Genomic DNA, 16,684 nt, shown 5'->3' with positions numbered 1-16,684 from the left:
GTTCCTTTTTAAGTTCATTTCGTTCGTACTATTGTATTAAGGAAAGGAAGGAAACATATGATCTATCTAGATTATGCTGCAACAACACCAATTTCGGAAAAAGCATTAGACGTGTATATGCAGACAAGTAAAACTTATTTTGGAAATGCGGCAAGTTTACATGATATCGGTTCCTACGCTCAAAACTTACTGGAAGCTAGCCGCGAACAATTAGCAAATTTATTAAACTGTAATAAACATGGAATATATTTTACAAGTGGTGGTTCCGAGTCAAACATTCTTAGCATTACATCCCTTGTTAATGCTTATAAAAAGAAAGGAAACCACCTCATTACTACAAAGTGTGAACATGCATCGGTGTATCATCTTTTTCAAAAACTAGAAAGAGAAGGATTTGAAGTTACCTACTTACCGGTCGACCATCATGGTCTCGTTCATGCAGAACAGGTAGATAAAGCAATAAAAGAACATACCATTTTAGCAGCCATTCAACATGTCAATTCAGAAATCGGCGTTGTACAACCGATTGAGGAAATTGGAGAAGTTTTACACAAACGGGGTGTCCTATTTCATTGTGATGCTGTCCAATCTTTCGGAAAGTTACCTATTAATCTAGAAAAAATGAAAATCGATAGCATATCTATTTCTAGTCATAAAATTTATGGACCTAAAGGAGTTGGGGCAGTCTATATGAATCCTAAATGTAAATGGGCCCCACAACTACCGGGGACAACACATGAACATGGATTCCGACCAGGAACAGTCAATGTACCTGGAATCGCCTCCTTTGTCACGGCCGCCGTTGAAATCATTGAACATATGGAGAGTGAGAAACAAAGATTAACGAAATTACGAGAAGAGTTAATTGATCGGTTAACAAACGATTTCTCTGGATGCATGATCGTTGAAGGTAGCCCCACCAATTACTTACCAAATATATTAGGATTGCGTATTATTGGCATGGAAGGACAATACACATTGCTTGAGTGTAACCGCTACGGACTCGCTATTTCGACAGGTAGTGCTTGTGCGGTTGGCATGCAAGAACCATCTAGAACGATGAAAGCCATTGGTAGAACTGATGAAGAGGCATACTCATTTATTCGTCTATCATTTGGAAAACAGACGACAAAAGATGATATGATAAGAATAGCTGAAGTTTTTCAAGAAATAGTAGATAAATTTTTCCACAGTAGGAGCGTTTATAGATGAAAAAGATAGAAAAGATGTCAACAGTTGATAGGCAACATTTTATTCTTGACTTGTTGAAAAAGCAGAAGAAACCAATAACTGGTAGCGAAATTGCTAAAATAACGAATGTTAGTCGCCAAGTTATCGTTCAAGACATTTCTATATTAAAAGCAAAACAAGAACCGATTATTGCTACAAGTCAAGGTTATCTTTATCTTCATGAGGAAAAAGGAAGCTCACTTAAACAAAAAACGATTGTGTGTAAACATACACCGGAAGAAACAAAGGAAGAACTTTATCTTATTGTAGATCATGGCGTATCCGTAAAAGATGTAACGGTTGAACATCCCGTATACGGTGACCTTACAGCATCGATTCGTGTTAGCAATCGAAAAGAAGTCGACCACTTTATCGAAAAAATTAGTCAAACGAACAGTGCCTATTTATTAACATTAACAGGTGGCATCCATCTTCATACATTAGAAGCCGATTCGATGGAAAAAATCACCGCTGCTTGTCATGAGTTAGATAATGCCGGTTTTATCGTTTCAAATATGAAAGAGGATTGAGAGAGTGATTGGTCCAATCCTCTTATTTTTTCATGCCCTATTTCTATAACTTCCGTCAATAATAGTAATTTCCTCTAGCATCGATGGTCATTTCGTTCTATAATTATTTTTATGAACATTTTTTACACACATCGATTGATTAGTATACGATCGTCGATACATAGATTTGGAGGACAATCAATCATGAAGAAAATTTTCCAGATTGGTAGTGCATTTATTGGTGTCATTATCGGTGCTGGGTTTGCATCTGGACAAGAAATTTTACAATATTACGTTAGCTTTGGTTATTTTGGATTAGCTGCAGCACTACTCGCAGCCGTTCTTTTTTCATTTATGGGTGTAACATTAATGAAGCTCGGTAGTAACTACCAAGCAACGTCCCATAGTGATGTCATTTACCACATTAGCGGTCGGATTCTTGGCAAGATTATCGATTATATATTGATTATTGCATTGTTTGGCTTTGGTGTAGTGATGATTGCAGGAGGTGGTTCTTCCTTACAACAACAGTTCGGCTTACCACATATCGTTGGCAGCTTGTTCATGCTTATTCTTGTTATACTTTCCGTCATAGGAAATGTAGACAGAGTAATCAAGGTTATTGGTAGTATCACCCCTTTTCTTATTGTCGCAGTCATTTTCTTATGTATATATAGTTTTATAACGAAAAATTTACCGCTCAATGAATTAAGTGAAATGGCCGTTAATCAAAAATCTGCTGTTTCAAACTGGTTTGTATCAACGCTAAATTATGTTTCGATGAATATTGTCTTAGGAGCTTCTATGACGATTGTAATGGGTGGGAATGAAAAAAACGAAAAGACAGCCATATACGGCGGTCTTGTCGGTGGATTAGGTATTGGAATTTTAATTATTGTGAGCTATTTAACGATATTCTCTAAAGTCGATGTTGTCGGTCATGTTGATATGCCTCTGTTAAAAATTGCCGATGAAATTTCCCCCATCCTAGGTGTCATTTACTCGGTTATTTTATTCGGGATGATTTTCAACACTGCAATTGGGATGTTTTTCTCATTCGGGGCCCGTTTTGCACAAATTGGAACGGCAAAATTTAAATGGACGATTCTCATTTCTGGAATAGTCGCGTTAGCATTAAGTTTCTTAGGTTTTACTGACCTTGTGTCATTTTTCTATCCAGTCATTGGTTATCTTGGTTTTGTTCTCTTTGCTGTTTTAATCATTTCATGGTTCCGAAAACCAGTAGCTTCGGTTGCAGATCATGAAAGAAAAGTTGTATAGAGTAGTTTTTATAAAAATTTTTAGACTTACAAAGGAGTTTTTCGCTTAGGACGAATGGTTTTTGCGAAAACTCTTTTTGTATGAATGATTGGCCTATAAATAAGCAGGAATCCAAGTTTATGGGCGATTCCGCCGTTTATGAACAATTTTTTCCAAGAATAAACGATTAACCAAAAGATAAGTCATAAAAAATGTATTGTTCACTATAAAACGTTTATAATCAAATTGTACTCACCGAATGAAATATATGAAATTTACATCAACATAAATGAGGTGGAACTAAGATGAGCTCGCTGCTAACTCGAATTGAACAAAATTTAACTAGGTTATCAGATGCTGAAAAAAAGATAGGCGAATATATACTTGAACATCCTGAATTAGTCCCGAATATGACGACAAAAGACTTATCAAAAAATAGTGGTGTTAGTGAATCAAGTGTCATTCGATTTTGTAAATCAATTGGAATCGGTAGTTTTAAATCATTTAAAATTGAGCTTGTTAAAGATATTACGTTAATAGGAATGAACTTAACAGATTTTGATGTATTACAACAAAAAGATGATCCGTATGATCTTTTTCAAAAGGTTACCTATGTTAACAAAGCAGCGATTGAGGCAACTCCTGCATCATTAGACCGTAAAGAGTATGAGCGAGCTGTGGAAGTGTTGTCCGTTGCAGATCGCCTCGTTTTTTATGGGGTTGGAGGTAGTGCCACCGCCGCAATGGATGCGCACTATAAATTCACAAAACTAGGATACGCTTGTACAACCAATCATGACTTTCACCTTCTCCTTTCCGCAATACCATATTTAACAGAGAAATCCATATTTGTTGCGATTAGTATGTCTGGAAAAACGAAAGATGTTTTAGAGTTATCAAGATTTGCCCAGAAACAAGGAGCTACCGTTATTGCTATTACGAATATGGACAAATCCCCTCTTTACCGTGAGGCAGATATTCGGCTTTGCACACCAATTGTTGAACATGACTATCGTATTGGAAGTATTCCTTCTCAAATGACGCAATTAACAATTATTGATGCACTTTATATAAGTGTTTTTCACATAAAAGGAGAAAACTTACTAAAGCAATACCATGATGCAAGAAATGAAGTATTACAATTGAGGAGATAAGTGAAAATAATTTTCTTATCTCTTTTTTATTAGATAAATTTACTATTCTATTAATTGAAATTTAATTTCATAGTTTTTGTAAAAATTATTGACATTTAATTTCTCCGGTATAAAATAAAAGTGTAAGATATTTTATTTTAAAGAAGGTGTGTAAATGCTAGACCCATTAACAACAGAACAACGAAACCCGAATTCAATGAATTTAGATCAAAAATCGGTACGTGAAATATTAGAACTCCTAAACAAAGAGGATGTGACTGTTCCTTTAGCAGTCCGCGATGAGTTTGACCGTATTGAAAGCGCTATCAATTTAGTTGTCCATTCATTTAAGAACGGGGGTCGACTCGTTTATGTAGGTGCAGGAACAAGTGGCCGTCTTGGAATATTAGATGCTTCCGAATGTCCCCCAACTTTCGGGGTTGATAAAAGCCTTGTACAAGGTATTATTGCAGGGGGCAGAGAAGCCATTATGAATGCCATTGAAGGTGCAGAAGATAACGAACGAGCAGGAGGTGATGACCTAAAAACAATCGGCATAACAAATAAAGATGTTGTCATTGGGATTGCCGCCAGTGGAAGAACACCGTATGTTATCGGTGCATTAAAATACGCAAAGGAAATCGGTGCAAAAACTGCAAGCATTAGTAATAATAAAAACTCTAAGATTGGTGCCATTACGGATGTAGCAATCGAAGTCGTAACTGGACCAGAAGTACTGACGGGTTCAACTCGATTAAAAGCTGGTACCGCACAAAAACTCGTACTCAATATGATTACAACAACATCAATGATTCGTATTGGAAAAGTGTATCAAAACTTAATGGTTGATGTTCAACCAACGAACGAAAAACTTATTGACCGAGCAAAAAAAATTATTATGGAAGCAACGGGTGTCAATTATGATGTTGCTGAACGGTATTTCGAACGAGCACAACGCAATGTGAAAATTGCCATTGTCATGATTTTATTAAACTGTTCCTATGAAGAGGCTATAAAGAATTTAGAGGAAGCACAAGGATTTATTAAAAATATTTAATAGATTTGGAGGGAACGTGATGAGAAAAGAAGAAAGACTAGCGAGAGAGATTCTTTCGCATATTGGTGGTAGCGATAATATTCACTCCTTTACCCACTGCATGACACGCGTCCGTCTTAAAGTAAAAGATCACTCAAAGGTAAACATGAGTCAATTAAAAAATATTGACGGCGTTATGGGCGTAATCGATGATGATACACTTCAAATCGTCGTCGGTCCTGGAACGGTAAACAAAGTTGCTGACCATATTAGTCAAATAACAGGAATAAAAATGGGAGAAACGATGGATGCGAATGAAGACGACCTAGTTAACTTGAAGAAAAGTGAATTAAAACAAAAGAATAATACACCCGTAAAAAATTTGCTACGTAAAATTGGAAGCATTTTCATCCCGCTCATTCCTGGATTAGTTGCATCTGGTATTATAAACGGGATTGTCGGTTTGGCGAAAAACTCCGGTGTTGACCCAACTTTAACTTGGATGCAAATTCTTACGGTCATTGGCGGAAGTATTTTTGGTTATTTAGCCATTGTCGTCGGTTGGAATACAGCGAAGGAATTTGGTGGTACACCCGTTCTTGGTGCGATTGCCGGTATAATAACGATGCATCCGGGATTAGCAGATATCGTCTTATTTGGTCACAACTTAATGCCTGGTCGTGGAGGATTATTCGGTGCAATGTTTGCCGCATGGTTAATGGTGTTTTTTGAAAGGAAATACAGAAGGTTTATCCCGAATGCAGTTGACATTATTATCACGCCATTATTAACCGTTTTAACTGTAGGTCTTTTAACAATTGCAGTCGTTCAACCATTAGCTGGATTCCTCTCAGACGGGATTACTCAAGGAATTAATTTCATTTTAGATGTTGGTGGCGTTGTCGCGGGGGGACTACTAGCTGGTTTCTTCTTACCACTCGTAATGCTCGGTCTACACCACGGATTAACACCGATTCATATGGAATTAATTAACACTGTCGGTTCAACAGCACTCCTTCCAATTTTAGCAATGGCCGGTGCTGGTCAAGTGGGAGCTTCCATCGCTATTTATGTCAAAACGAAAAATAAACGGATTAAAAACGTAATTAAAGGTGGGCTTCCTGTAGGTTTCTTAGGAATTGGTGAACCATTGTTATACGGTGTTACATTACCATTAGGTCGCCCTTTTGTAACCGCTTGCTTGGGTGCTGCTGTTGGTGGGGCATTCCAAGCTGTCATGCATACCGCTGCAAGTAGTGTTGGCGTATCTGGTCTTACACTAATTCCACTTATTGTAAATAATCAATATTTCATTTATTTCTTAGGATTACTCATCACGTATGCAGCAGGTTTCCTATTCACCTACTTCTTTGGTTATAAGAAAGAGATGGATGATAGTTTTTAAAGTTACTATTTCAAGAGGGGGAATGAATTTCTCCCTTTTTTTACATAATAACATAATAGTATATGTTGAAAGGTGAGACGAATGTTAGGAATTTCCGTTTATTTATCGAAGCAGTTTGATGATGATTTAGAAACATATGTAAACAAAATGAATCAAATTGGCTGCAAAAGTATTTTTACATCGCTACATATTCCAGAAGATGACCATAGCTTATACGAGGATCGTCTTAAATTTTTAGGTAAGCTTGCTCAAAAATATGAAATGGAGCTCTTTGCTGATATTTCACCACAATCCCTTCACCATTTAGGTTTTACTTGGGAAAATGCTCATGAGCTACAAGCATGGGGAGTGACAGGCTTACGTGTCGATTATGGAATTTCTGAACGGCGAATTGCCGAACTCTCAAGAAAAACCCGTATCGCCTTAAATGCAAGTACTTTGACAAAAGAAAGTTTGGCTACGCTGAAAAATTTTGGGCTACAAGTCTCCTCCGTTGAAGCATGGCATAATTTCTATCCACGACCAGAAACCGGATTAAATGAATGGGAATTTTCGATTAAGAATCATTGGCTTCGTTTGGAAGGTGTGAAAGTAATGGCTTTTATTCCTGGTGATGGTAAGTTGCGTGGTCCTTTGTTTTGTGGGCTCCCAACTGTTGAAAGCCACCGGGGCCACTCTACATTTGCTAGCTTCCTTGATTTTGAAAATAACCAGAGTATCGATAAAATGATCATTGGTGATCCATCGATAAATAAAGATTCCTATGAGAAGTTTAAATTTTATCTTGAAAATGATGTCATTTGTTTACGAGCAGAGAGTTTTATAAAGAATAAAGAAATAAAGGAACGACTCCATTCAATACAAACAAACCGTTTGGACGCAGCAAGAGACGTCATTCGCTCAGCAGAGTCTCGTCTTGACAACGTACTTGGGAATATGGAGATTGCACCGGAAAACACGGTTGAACGTTTATACGGATCCATTACAATTGATAATTGCAAATACGGGCGATATCAAGGTGAAATTCAAATAACGAAAACAGATTTACCTGCAGATGAAAAAGTGAACGTTGTTGGACGTGTAGTTGCGGAAGACCGCGTCTTAATTCACTACATCAAAGGTGGAAAGAAATTTAGGATTCAATGGGTAGATTAAGGTTTATGGCATAAAACTTTTGAAGTCTTTCACAAAGTATTATGAAAGGTGATTTTAAGACAAGAATATTCTAATATAATATAGATTTGAAAGCCAAAATGAAAACCCGAACTTTTCATGCGAAATTCTCATTTAGAGTTTCGTAATTGTTCGGGCTTTTTATTCATAGGTTTATTGAAATTGGAGTTATTCCCCTCTTACAAGGGGAATTCAGTTCTGACCTAACCACTTAAAAACTAATACCTTTGCAACTTAACTGTTAAAACACTTCTACTTACATAGCTATTCTTATTTAAATTTTCTCTTTTAAAACCGAATCCGCTACTAGGTTAAGGTACTTTTTCTTTAATCTGCTGCCACACGAGCCGCCTTGATTTCTTGTTCTAACTCTTTCCGATACTCTTCTGTTTGTGCGTCAGACCAATTAAATATTTTTGCCATTAATGTTATGGTTTCCTCTTTCCATCTTTGTACAGTGTGAATATCAAAGTAAACATACCCTGTACGACGAATGAAGAAATCCACAGGCTTCACAATCATTTCATGTTCAATCGCATACATAAGTTGTGTGTATAATACTTTTGGTAACAAACGACTAGATTCATCGTATTGCTTTCCGTATGAAAAAACTTGCTCCACATTTGATCCATAATGTTTTGCTAGCCATTCTCCCTCTTCCTTTGTAAAACCGTATTTTAATCCGATTTCAGACATATTTCTAACAAAAGATGGAAATTGGCTTGAAGGGCCGACATCCCCTCCAGAAATCGGAATATGTTTTGTTTCACAAGGACGAAACTGTAGGCCACTGCTAGATAATCTTTTGGAAACTAAATCAACGACATGTTCTGCCATTTTCCGGTATCCTGTTAGTTTTCCGCCAGCTATTGTTATTAGTCCACTATCCGACTCCCATATTTCATCTTTACGAGAAATTTCCGATGGGTCTTTGCCTTCTTCATAAATTAACGGTCGTACCCCCGCCCAACTCGATTCAATATCGTCTTCCGTAATTTTTACATCAGGAAACATAAAATCAATTGCACCTAGTAAATATTCACGATCTTTTTTTGTCACACGTGGATGAATGGGGTCATCACCATAAAACGTATCGGTTGTTCCTACATACGTCTTTCCGTCCCTTGGAATTGCGAAAACCATCCGTCCATCTGGTGTATCAAAATAGATAGCTTGATGAAGTGGGAATCTTGATTGATCAATGACGACATGGACACCCTTTGTTAATTGCAATCGTTTATTATTTTTCGAATAGTCATGGTTGCGAACCTCATCGACCCACGGACCCGTAGCATTCACAACTGTTTTTGCCTTTATATGAAGTTTTTGCTTCGTTAGTTGGTCTTCACAAACGATGCCGGTTACTTTTTTATTTTCATATAAAAACGCAACTGCCTTCGTATAATTTAAAATATGTGCACCACGTTCAGCTGCAGCCTTCATTACTTCAATCGTTAATCGTGCATCATCAGTCCGATATTCAACATAATATCCCCCACCTTGTAGATCTGACTTTTTCAACAGTGGTTCCTTCTTTAACGTATCTTCTCTAGTTAACATTTTTCTCCGCTCTGCTTTTTTTACACCAGCCAAAAAGTCATAAACTTTCAATCCGATTGACGTCGTAAACTTTCCAAATGTCCCGCCTTTATAAAACGGTAATAGCATCCATTCAGGTGTTGTCACATGTGGACCATTCTCATAAACAATCGCCCGTTCTTTCCCGACCTCGGCGACAAGACCAACTTGAAACTGCTTTAAGTAACGTAGTCCACCGTGAACTAATTTTGTCGATCTACTTGATGTACCTGCCGCAAAATCCTGCATCTCAATTAATGCTACCTTCATTCCTCTCGTCACTGCATCAAGAGCAATACCTGCCCCTGTAATTCCACCACCGATAATTAATACATCATACTCATTCTCTTGCATGGATTGTGTTATTTGCTCTCTTGAAAAATATGAAAAAGGAAATTCCATCATGTTTTACCTCCATTGTTGTGATTTGGCTATATAAAAGAAAAATCGGGTATCATTGCCTAAAGTAGGAGTACATTGCCGCTTATCGAAAACAACAAAAAGGAGAAACCAAACAAGCATTATCTTTTCTAAAATGATAATGTCATTTGGTTTCTCCTGTACTCACACCGAATTATTAACTTGATTTTATTATATCATAACCACTATGGGAATGGTGAATATTTAGCTTAAAAAGTAATCCTTCTGTAAAGAAAAATTCACAGTCGAACTACCCTTTTACATGAAACTTATTTAAAGGCCATTGTTGCTTGGATTGCTTTTTTCCAGCCAGTATAAAGTTCGTCTCGTTCTCTTTCTTCCATTTTCGGATCAAATTTTTGATCGACTGCCCATTGTTTGGCGATTTCCTCTTGATTTTCCCAATAGCCAACCGCAAGTCCGGCTAAATAGGCGGCACCTAGAGCCGTTGTTTCACTAACAACTGGTCGTTCTACTGGGACATTTAAGATATCACTTTGGAACTGCATTAAAAAGTTATTTTGCACTGCCCCTCCGTCAACACGAAGCGTCTTTAAATCGATTCCAGAATCCTTTTCCATCGCAGAAATGACATCACGCGTTTGATAAGCTAATGATTCCAAAGTCGCACGGATAAAATGTTCTTTCGTCGTTCCACGCGTTAACCCAAATACCGCCCCACGAACCTCACTATCCCAATATGGAGTACCTAAACCAACAAAGGCTGGAACCATATATACGCCTTCCGTTGACGCCACTCGGGAAGCATAACTTTCAGATTCCTTTGCATCATTAAACATTCGTAATCCATCTCGTAACCATTGAATAGCTGAACCAGCGACGAATATACTTCCTTCAAGAGCGTATTCGACCTTGCCATCTAATCCCCAGGCAATCGTTGTCAAAAGACCGTGTTCGGACTTCACTGCTTTTTCACCTGTATTCATTAACATAAAGCAACCGGTTCCGTACGTATTTTTTACCATACCTTGCTGATAGCACGCTTGCCCGAACAGTGCAGCTTGTTGGTCACCAGCAACACCCGCAATAGGAATTTCATATCCAAAGAAGTGATAATCAACGGTTTTGGAATATACTTCCGATGAAGGCCGTACGTCTGGTAACATACTCTTTGGTACACCTAAGATTTCCAGTAACTCATCATCCCATTTTAGCTCATAAATATTGTACATTAATGTGCGTGAAGCATTCGTATAGTCAGTCACGTGTGCTCTACCACCCGATAACTTCCAAATTAGCCATGTATCAATCGTACCAAATAACAATTTTCCTTGGTCAGCCTTTTCACGCGCACCTTCGACATTGTCTAAAATCCACTTCACTTTCGTACCAGAAAAATATGCATCAATCAATAAACCTGTTTTTTCACGGAATAGTTGATCATACCCTTTTGCTTTTAAATCTTCACAAATCTCTGCTGTTTGTCTTGACTGCCAAACAATAGCATTGTAAATCGGGTTTCCTGTTTCTTTATCCCACACAACTGCCGTTTCACGTTGATTCGTAATTCCAATTCCAGCAATCTGTTCTGGCTTCACTTGAGACTCCGCTAATAAAGTTGCCATAACAGCAAGAACGGTTCCCCATATTTCATCCGCATTATGTTCTACCCAACCTGGTTGTGGAAAAATTTGAGTAAATTCCTTTTGTGCAACGTGTACAATTTCTCCCTTTTTATTAAATAAAATTGCCCTCGTACTCGTCGTTCCTTGATCAATTGCTAAAATATATTTCTCCATTGTCAATCCCCTCCGTTTATATTTTTAGGATAATTTTACCACAAAATTTTCACTCATTTCTTCTTTTTATAGCTCTTTTTTACATTATTCTATAAAACTAATAATCTGGGACAATTTACGTTATATTACACTTATGCTGATAATGAATCTTGGTCTGCTTCAATTTGATCTTTTGTCCAATACGATAGTAATATGACGAAAACTGTCATAGCAAGAGTCACCCATAAAAATATAGAAACCTTTCCTAAAAACAACGCATTGTATGTTAAACCACCTAGTGTACCACCAAGTATCGGGCCAATTACCGGTATCCACGCATACCCCCAATCCGAGCTACCCTTTCCAGGAATTGGTAAAATAAAATGTGCAATTCGCGGACCTAAGTCACGAGCTGGGTTAATAGCATAGCCTGTCGTTCCACCTAAAGCCATCCCAATCGAAACAATTAATAACCCGACTGCAAGCGGATTCAATCCTTCTGTGAATTCATTTGCTCCAATAAATAATAAACCAAGAATTAATACGAAAGTACCAATAATTTCTGATAAAAGATTAGAAAATGTATGGCGGATTGCGGGACTTGTTGCGAACACACCGAGTTTTGTTGCCTGATCCTCAGTCGCCTTGAAGTGTGGTAAATAATGTAAAAATACAATCGTTGCTCCAATAATCCCACCTAAAATTTGCCCTAACATATACAGCGGTACATCTTTCCACGGAAAATCACCTGTCATGGCAAAAGCGAAAGTCACAGCTGGGTTTAAATGTGCTCCACTAAATTTCCCTACTGCAAACACACCCATTGTAACCGCAAGTCCCCAAGCAAGAGTGACAACGACCCAACCACCACCATTTCCTTTCGACTTATTCAATGATACACCGGCAACGACACCGCCACCAAAAATAATTAAAATTGCCGTACCCACTAGCTCCCCTAAAAATGCTGACATACACATCCCCCTACCTTCCAATATAGTAAAATATGTTAATAATTATGAGGTTTGACAGTGTTTTTAATTGCAACCGATTTATTAACATAACTGGAGAGAAGAAAAAAAGACACACAGATTCAACCCTCATAAATTCTGAAGGCTATCTGTGTGTCTCCATGTCTCCTCACAACTATTAACTTAGTTAACATCATAGCAATAGATGAAACCGCTGTCAATACTATTTTTCTGTTTATTGGATTAATTTTCAAATGCTTCCCAAATACTTTGTTTTGACGTTGTAACTGCCGTAGCACCGGCTGCTATCGCTTGTTCTACCTCTGTCTTCGTTCGTATGAGCCCTCCAGCAAATATTGGAATATTCGTTTTTTCACGTACTTCACGAATCATCCATGGCATTGTTCCCGGAAGCACCTCAATAAAATCAGGTTTAACCATCTCGATATGTCGATAGCTTTGTTCTAACGCATGGGAATCAATTAAAAACATCCGCTGTATGGAAAGGACCCCTTTTTGTTTAGCCTTTTGAATGACATTTGATTTTGTTGAAATTAATCCATACGGTCGAAACTCCTGACAAATATATTCAGTTCCCCGATCATCATTTTTTAACCCTTCTATTAAGTCCATATGAAAAATGACATTTTTACCGTGTTGCTTAGCGATACTCGTAATATTTTTCAATTGTGCTAAATGGACCTCCAACATAATACAAGTTTTGTAATTACTCGATAGAAATTTCTCGAATTTTTTAAACGATGGAATTGCGGGAATGACGTGACTATTCATGGAACCACCTCTTTCTTATTTTAAGTTTTATTCGACTTATTCTTCTTTTACCACTCATTATAGAAAAAGAGAGAGAAAAAGTGAAATATTTTTCAACGTACATTTCTTGTGTTTTGATTTACAAATTCTCTGTTCACTTTATAATATAATATAGTAGTATGGTTGCAAACATAATTGAAGGTAGATATGATTTTAGTAATCCAACAGAGACTTAATATCCGAACGGAAAGTTCAAAATAACATTTCTCAAGGCATACAAAAAGAAGCTTTGACTACTTCTGTAATAGTTTTCATTTTATTAATGGTATAATAAATATAAAGGTGGTTAGATTATGAGATTTGGAATTATTGGTACGAACTGGATAACTGATCGGTTTTTAAATGCAGCAAAACAACACCCAGAATTTATGCTCGAAGCAGTCTATTCACGAACTGAAGAGCGAGCAAAGTCATTTGCAAAAAAATATGAAGTAAAACATACATTTACAAATCTTACGGACATGTTCCAAAGCGGTGTTATTGATGCGGTTTATATCGCCTCACCAAATAAACTTCATGCTGAACAAAGTATTTTGGCGATGAACAACGGGATTCACGTTCTTTGTGAAAAACCAGCTGTCACCTCTCTGGAGGAAATGGACGAAGTAATAAACGCATCCAAAACAAATAACGTAACATTCATGGAAGCAATGAAGTCTACAATGACACCAACATTCATTAATATTAAAAATAATCTTGATAAAATTGGTCCGATTCGAAGACTTGTTTTCCATTATAATCAATATTCTTCCCGTTATGATAATTATAAAAAGGGAGTTATTGAAAATGCGTTCAAACCAGAACTAGGAAATGGTGCAAGAATGGACCTCGGCGTTTATTGTATAGCACCCGTTATCCATCTCGTTGGGGAACCAAAATCTGTATTGAAAAATAACTACTTACTGTCTACTGGGGCTGACGGACAAGGTAGTATGATTTTCGTTTATGACGAATTTGAAGCAGTTATTATGTATTCAAAAATTGGCGATACCTTCCTACCTAGTGAAATTCAAGGAGAACAAGGTGTGATTGAAATTCAAAAAGTAAGTGATCCAAAACACGCGCTCCTCAAATATCGTAACGGAGAAACAGAAGATTTAACTGTGGAACATCAATTTGATACGATGTACTACGAGCTAGAGGAATTTATTAACACGGTGAAGGCTGGCCAAATTGAATCGAATATAAACACACATGAACGGAGTCGACAAGTGGTGAAGCTGTTGACGATGTAGTTCATAAGTTTATATGATTAGGGAAGCACGAGGCATAAATCCATTGCCTACTGTGCTTCCTTTTTTCTTCATCCTAAAATCATGATTCAAAAAGTCTACCTTGAGAGGATGGCTTTTCTTTTTAGCACACTTTTTGTCGAAGATCTCAATTATTGTCTACTGAACTAATTTTTATGACTTACAAAAAGTCCTGACTGGTTTAAAAAATTAGAAAGCAAATGAATATTTAGAGACCAATTACTGTCCCTATTGTATAAGCTACTAAATCAGAACCCTCTATATCAATTAGCAATTCAAGTTTATTCTTCAACATTTCTATGTAAGTGACCATAATGACAGTTGTAACATAAACAAAATAAAAATCATACATTAAAAAGATGAGGTGAAGAATATGGACTGGTACAATCCGCCTTCCGAAAACGATTTATTAAATCAACTTTTGCAATTAAAAAGAAAGATTAATTATGCATTATTCACATATGCTGTGAAACAAAACATCGACATGGCTGATGGTAGTAAACAAAATCTTTGTGCATTTTTAGCCTTGCAGAACTTTTCTAACCCAAGCTTCGAATCCCTACTAGTTGAAGAAGGATTCGCATCTGTGACAAGCATCAGTCCACATATTTTATACTCACTAAATAAAATGATCAATCATTTAGACCTCTCCACAGCCAACTTTCATTTAGGCAATTATATTGATGTCCAATCCGCTCAATACTTACAAAGAGTTCGAAACTTTGAATTATTAGGCAAAGAAGAGTTAGAAGCACCAGCTATTATGGTTATACTGGACAAATCAATGATTGGGAATCAAAAACTTTTTACTGAATTACTTCAAGCTGGAATGACGATTGCACGAATAAACTGTGCTCATGATTGTTATGACGTATGGGTGAAACTGATTGAACAACTAAGAGCTGCCGAACAGAACCTATATCATAAGCAACCTATGAATCGATGTAAAATATATATGGACTTACCTGGTCCAAAAATTCGAATCACCCCTTTTCAACAAAGAAAGATTCCAATGCGTATAGAAGAAGAAGGAAAGAAATCGGAAAGGAAAAATTCGGCAATTATAAAGGTGAGAAAAGGTGATCTACTTCGAATTTATAAGAAAGAAAATTTCTTTGGAAAACCAAAGTCAAAATTAGAACCCGCTTCCATTGGTATCACTTTTCCAAAAGCTTTAATATATGTCAAAGGAGATGACAGAGTATTTATTGACGATGGAAACATTGGTGGGAAAGTTGTCCATGTGACAGAAGATCATGTAGACGTCAAAATTACTTTAACAAGAAATAGAAAGGAGCAAGTGAAACCTGGAAAAGGAGTCAATTTTCCCGATTCACCCGTTTATAAATCCATTGAAGCGATAACGGAGCAAGATCAAGAAACGTTAGCACAGATTATCCCGATTGCGGATTTAATCGGGATTTCCTACATTCACCAACGAGAAGTTTTACGAAAAATAAAAAACTTCATCAATCAGGTAACAACAAAGCGAATAGGACTCATTGCAAAAATTGAAACGAAGACAGCCATGCTTGAACTTACCAATATTATTCTAGAAGGATTAAATCTAGATTTATTTGGTGTCATGATTGCTAGAGGAGATTTAGCAATTGAAGTCGGTTATGAACAATTAGCAAAAGCACAGGAAGGAATTCTCGCAATTTGTCGGGCTGCCCATATCCCTGTCATTTGGGCAACGGGGGTTTTAGATAAATTAAATAAAAAAGGAATTCCCCAAAGACCCGAACTAACGGATGTGTATATGGGCTTACGAGCGGACTGTATTATGTTGAATAAAGGCCCCTTTGTCCATGAATCAATTAAATTTATTAATCAACTCGAACAATTAAATAAAGATCCTTTACTAAATATTCGTAATGGAAATATTTCTTTTGTACAACATGGGTTTAATAACGCCAATTCAAATGTTCGATGATTGTCTTTTAACTCTCGCTACCTCTCATAAACTAGCAATTAAAAGGTATGCTGTGCACGTATAAAAAGCCACCCTGAGAGGAGGCTTTTTATAGCTCACTTTTATTAAAGTTCTTTTTTGTTTACAAAATTAATGTTTATTATTCACAAGAAGTCCTGACTGTTTTAGAAAATTTGAAAGTAAATTAAATACTAGTAGACCAATTACCGTTCC

13 protein-coding genes are annotated in these 16,684 nt (G+C 36.9%); 9 read left to right on the top strand and 4 right to left on the bottom strand.

The window, feature by feature from the left end:
* Positions 1–57 precede the first annotated feature (57 nt).
* The 7 genes from BN2144_RS07545 to BN2144_RS07515 all read left to right on the top strand — a co-directional run bounded on the left by BN2144_RS07545 (position 58) and on the right by BN2144_RS07515 (position 7,728).
* Positions 58–1,212, top strand: a complete 1,155-nt coding sequence (locus BN2144_RS07545) for an IscS subfamily cysteine desulfurase (protein ID WP_033827633.1) — start codon at positions 58–60, stop codon at positions 1,210–1,212.
* Positions 1,209–1,760, top strand: a complete 552-nt coding sequence (locus BN2144_RS07540) for a transcription repressor NadR (protein ID WP_033827632.1) — start codon at positions 1,209–1,211, stop codon at positions 1,758–1,760. Before BN2144_RS07545 ends, BN2144_RS07540 begins: the two co-directional genes overlap by 4 nt.
* Before the next feature lie 183 nt (positions 1,761–1,943).
* Positions 1,944–3,020 carry a YkvI family membrane protein gene (locus BN2144_RS07535; RefSeq protein ID WP_042337718.1) on the top strand — a complete coding sequence of 359 codons (1,077 nt, stop codon included), beginning with the start codon at positions 1,944–1,946 and terminating at the stop codon, positions 3,018–3,020.
* A 284-nt stretch (positions 3,021–3,304) separates the two neighbouring features.
* Positions 3,305–4,153, top strand: a complete 849-nt coding sequence (locus tag BN2144_RS07530; protein ID WP_033827631.1) for a MurR/RpiR family transcriptional regulator — start codon at positions 3,305–3,307, stop codon at positions 4,151–4,153.
* A 154-nt stretch (positions 4,154–4,307) separates the two neighbouring features.
* Entirely contained in the window at positions 4,308–5,189 is an 882-nt protein-coding gene (murQ, locus tag BN2144_RS07525) for an N-acetylmuramic acid 6-phosphate etherase (RefSeq protein WP_033827630.1), read from the top strand.
* Positions 5,190–5,208: 19 nt separating this feature from the next.
* Positions 5,209–6,573 carry a PTS transporter subunit EIIC gene (locus tag BN2144_RS07520; protein WP_033827629.1) on the top strand — a complete coding sequence of 455 codons (1,365 nt, stop codon included), beginning with the start codon at positions 5,209–5,211 and terminating at the stop codon, positions 6,571–6,573.
* Positions 6,574–6,654: 81 nt separating this feature from the next.
* Entirely contained in the window at positions 6,655–7,728 is a 1,074-nt protein-coding gene (locus BN2144_RS07515; protein WP_033827628.1) for a DUF871 domain-containing protein, read from the top strand.
* Positions 7,729–8,073: 345 nt separating this feature from the next.
* Here the strand turns inward: BN2144_RS07515 and BN2144_RS07510 are convergent, their stop codons facing one another.
* The 4 genes from BN2144_RS07510 to BN2144_RS07495 form a co-directional block, all read right to left on the bottom strand.
* Positions 8,074–9,729: a glycerol-3-phosphate dehydrogenase/oxidase gene (locus BN2144_RS07510; RefSeq protein WP_033827627.1), complete on the bottom strand. Its 1,656-nt coding sequence runs from the start codon at positions 9,727–9,729 to the stop codon at positions 8,074–8,076.
* Positions 9,730–10,013: 284 nt separating this feature from the next.
* A complete protein-coding gene (glpK, locus tag BN2144_RS07505) occupies positions 10,014–11,504 on the bottom strand; it encodes a glycerol kinase GlpK (RefSeq protein WP_033827626.1) in 1,491 nt (496 codons plus the stop codon).
* 131 nt (positions 11,505–11,635) lie between these two features.
* Positions 11,636–12,454: an MIP/aquaporin family protein gene (locus BN2144_RS07500; RefSeq protein ID WP_033827625.1), complete on the bottom strand. Its 819-nt coding sequence runs from the start codon at positions 12,452–12,454 to the stop codon at positions 11,636–11,638.
* 240 nt (positions 12,455–12,694) lie between these two features.
* Positions 12,695–13,243 carry a glycerol-3-phosphate responsive antiterminator gene (locus BN2144_RS07495; RefSeq protein ID WP_033827624.1) on the bottom strand — a complete coding sequence of 183 codons (549 nt, stop codon included), beginning with the start codon at positions 13,241–13,243 and terminating at the stop codon, positions 12,695–12,697.
* Positions 13,244–13,575: 332 nt separating this feature from the next.
* On the opposite strand from BN2144_RS07495, the gene BN2144_RS07490 reads away from it, so the two are divergent.
* Both BN2144_RS07490 and BN2144_RS07485 read left to right on the top strand, forming a co-directional pair.
* Complete coding sequence (locus BN2144_RS07490; protein ID WP_033827623.1) at positions 13,576–14,517, top strand: Gfo/Idh/MocA family protein; 942 nt, start codon at positions 13,576–13,578, stop codon at positions 14,515–14,517.
* A gap of 391 nt (positions 14,518–14,908) precedes the next feature.
* Positions 14,909–16,471 carry a pyruvate kinase gene (locus BN2144_RS07485; RefSeq protein ID WP_033827622.1) on the top strand — a complete coding sequence of 521 codons (1,563 nt, stop codon included), beginning with the start codon at positions 14,909–14,911 and terminating at the stop codon, positions 16,469–16,471.
* Positions 16,472–16,684 lie beyond the last annotated feature (213 nt).

It is taken from the genome of Bacillus andreraoultii, assembly GCF_001244735.1.
Taxonomy (GTDB): domain Bacteria; phylum Bacillota; class Bacilli; order Bacillales; family Caldibacillaceae; genus Caldifermentibacillus; species Caldifermentibacillus andreraoultii.
This window is presented reverse-complemented; position numbering and strand designations above follow the sequence as displayed.

What these genes read in the sequence shown, in the direction of transcription:
- BN2144_RS07540 (WP_033827632.1), top strand. Translation starts at nt 1,209, where the DNA reads ATGAAAAAGATAGAAAAGATGTCAACAGTTGATAGGCAACATTTTATT.
- BN2144_RS07530 (WP_033827631.1), top strand. Translation starts at nt 3,305, where the DNA reads ATGAGCTCGCTGCTAACTCGAATTGAACAAAATTTAACTAGGTTATCA.
- BN2144_RS07545 (WP_033827633.1), top strand. Translation starts at nt 58, where the DNA reads ATGATCTATCTAGATTATGCTGCAACAACACCAATTTCGGAAAAAGCA.
- BN2144_RS07490 (WP_033827623.1), top strand. Translation starts at nt 13,576, where the DNA reads ATGAGATTTGGAATTATTGGTACGAACTGGATAACTGATCGGTTTTTA.
- BN2144_RS07485 (WP_033827622.1), top strand. Translation starts at nt 14,909, where the DNA reads ATGGACTGGTACAATCCGCCTTCCGAAAACGATTTATTAAATCAACTT.
- BN2144_RS07495 (WP_033827624.1), bottom strand. Translation starts at nt 13,243, where the DNA reads ATGAATAGTCACGTCATTCCCGCAATTCCATCGTTTAAAAAATTCGAG.
- murQ (WP_033827630.1), top strand. Translation starts at nt 4,308, where the DNA reads ATGCTAGACCCATTAACAACAGAACAACGAAACCCGAATTCAATGAAT.
- glpK (WP_033827626.1), bottom strand. Translation starts at nt 11,504, where the DNA reads ATGGAGAAATATATTTTAGCAATTGATCAAGGAACGACGAGTACGAGG.
- BN2144_RS07520 (WP_033827629.1), top strand. Translation starts at nt 5,209, where the DNA reads ATGAGAAAAGAAGAAAGACTAGCGAGAGAGATTCTTTCGCATATTGGT.
- BN2144_RS07515 (WP_033827628.1), top strand. Translation starts at nt 6,655, where the DNA reads ATGTTAGGAATTTCCGTTTATTTATCGAAGCAGTTTGATGATGATTTA.
- BN2144_RS07500 (WP_033827625.1), bottom strand. Translation starts at nt 12,454, where the DNA reads ATGTCAGCATTTTTAGGGGAGCTAGTGGGTACGGCAATTTTAATTATT.
- BN2144_RS07510 (WP_033827627.1), bottom strand. Translation starts at nt 9,729, where the DNA reads ATGATGGAATTTCCTTTTTCATATTTTTCAAGAGAGCAAATAACACAA.
- BN2144_RS07535 (WP_042337718.1), top strand. Translation starts at nt 1,944, where the DNA reads ATGAAGAAAATTTTCCAGATTGGTAGTGCATTTATTGGTGTCATTATC.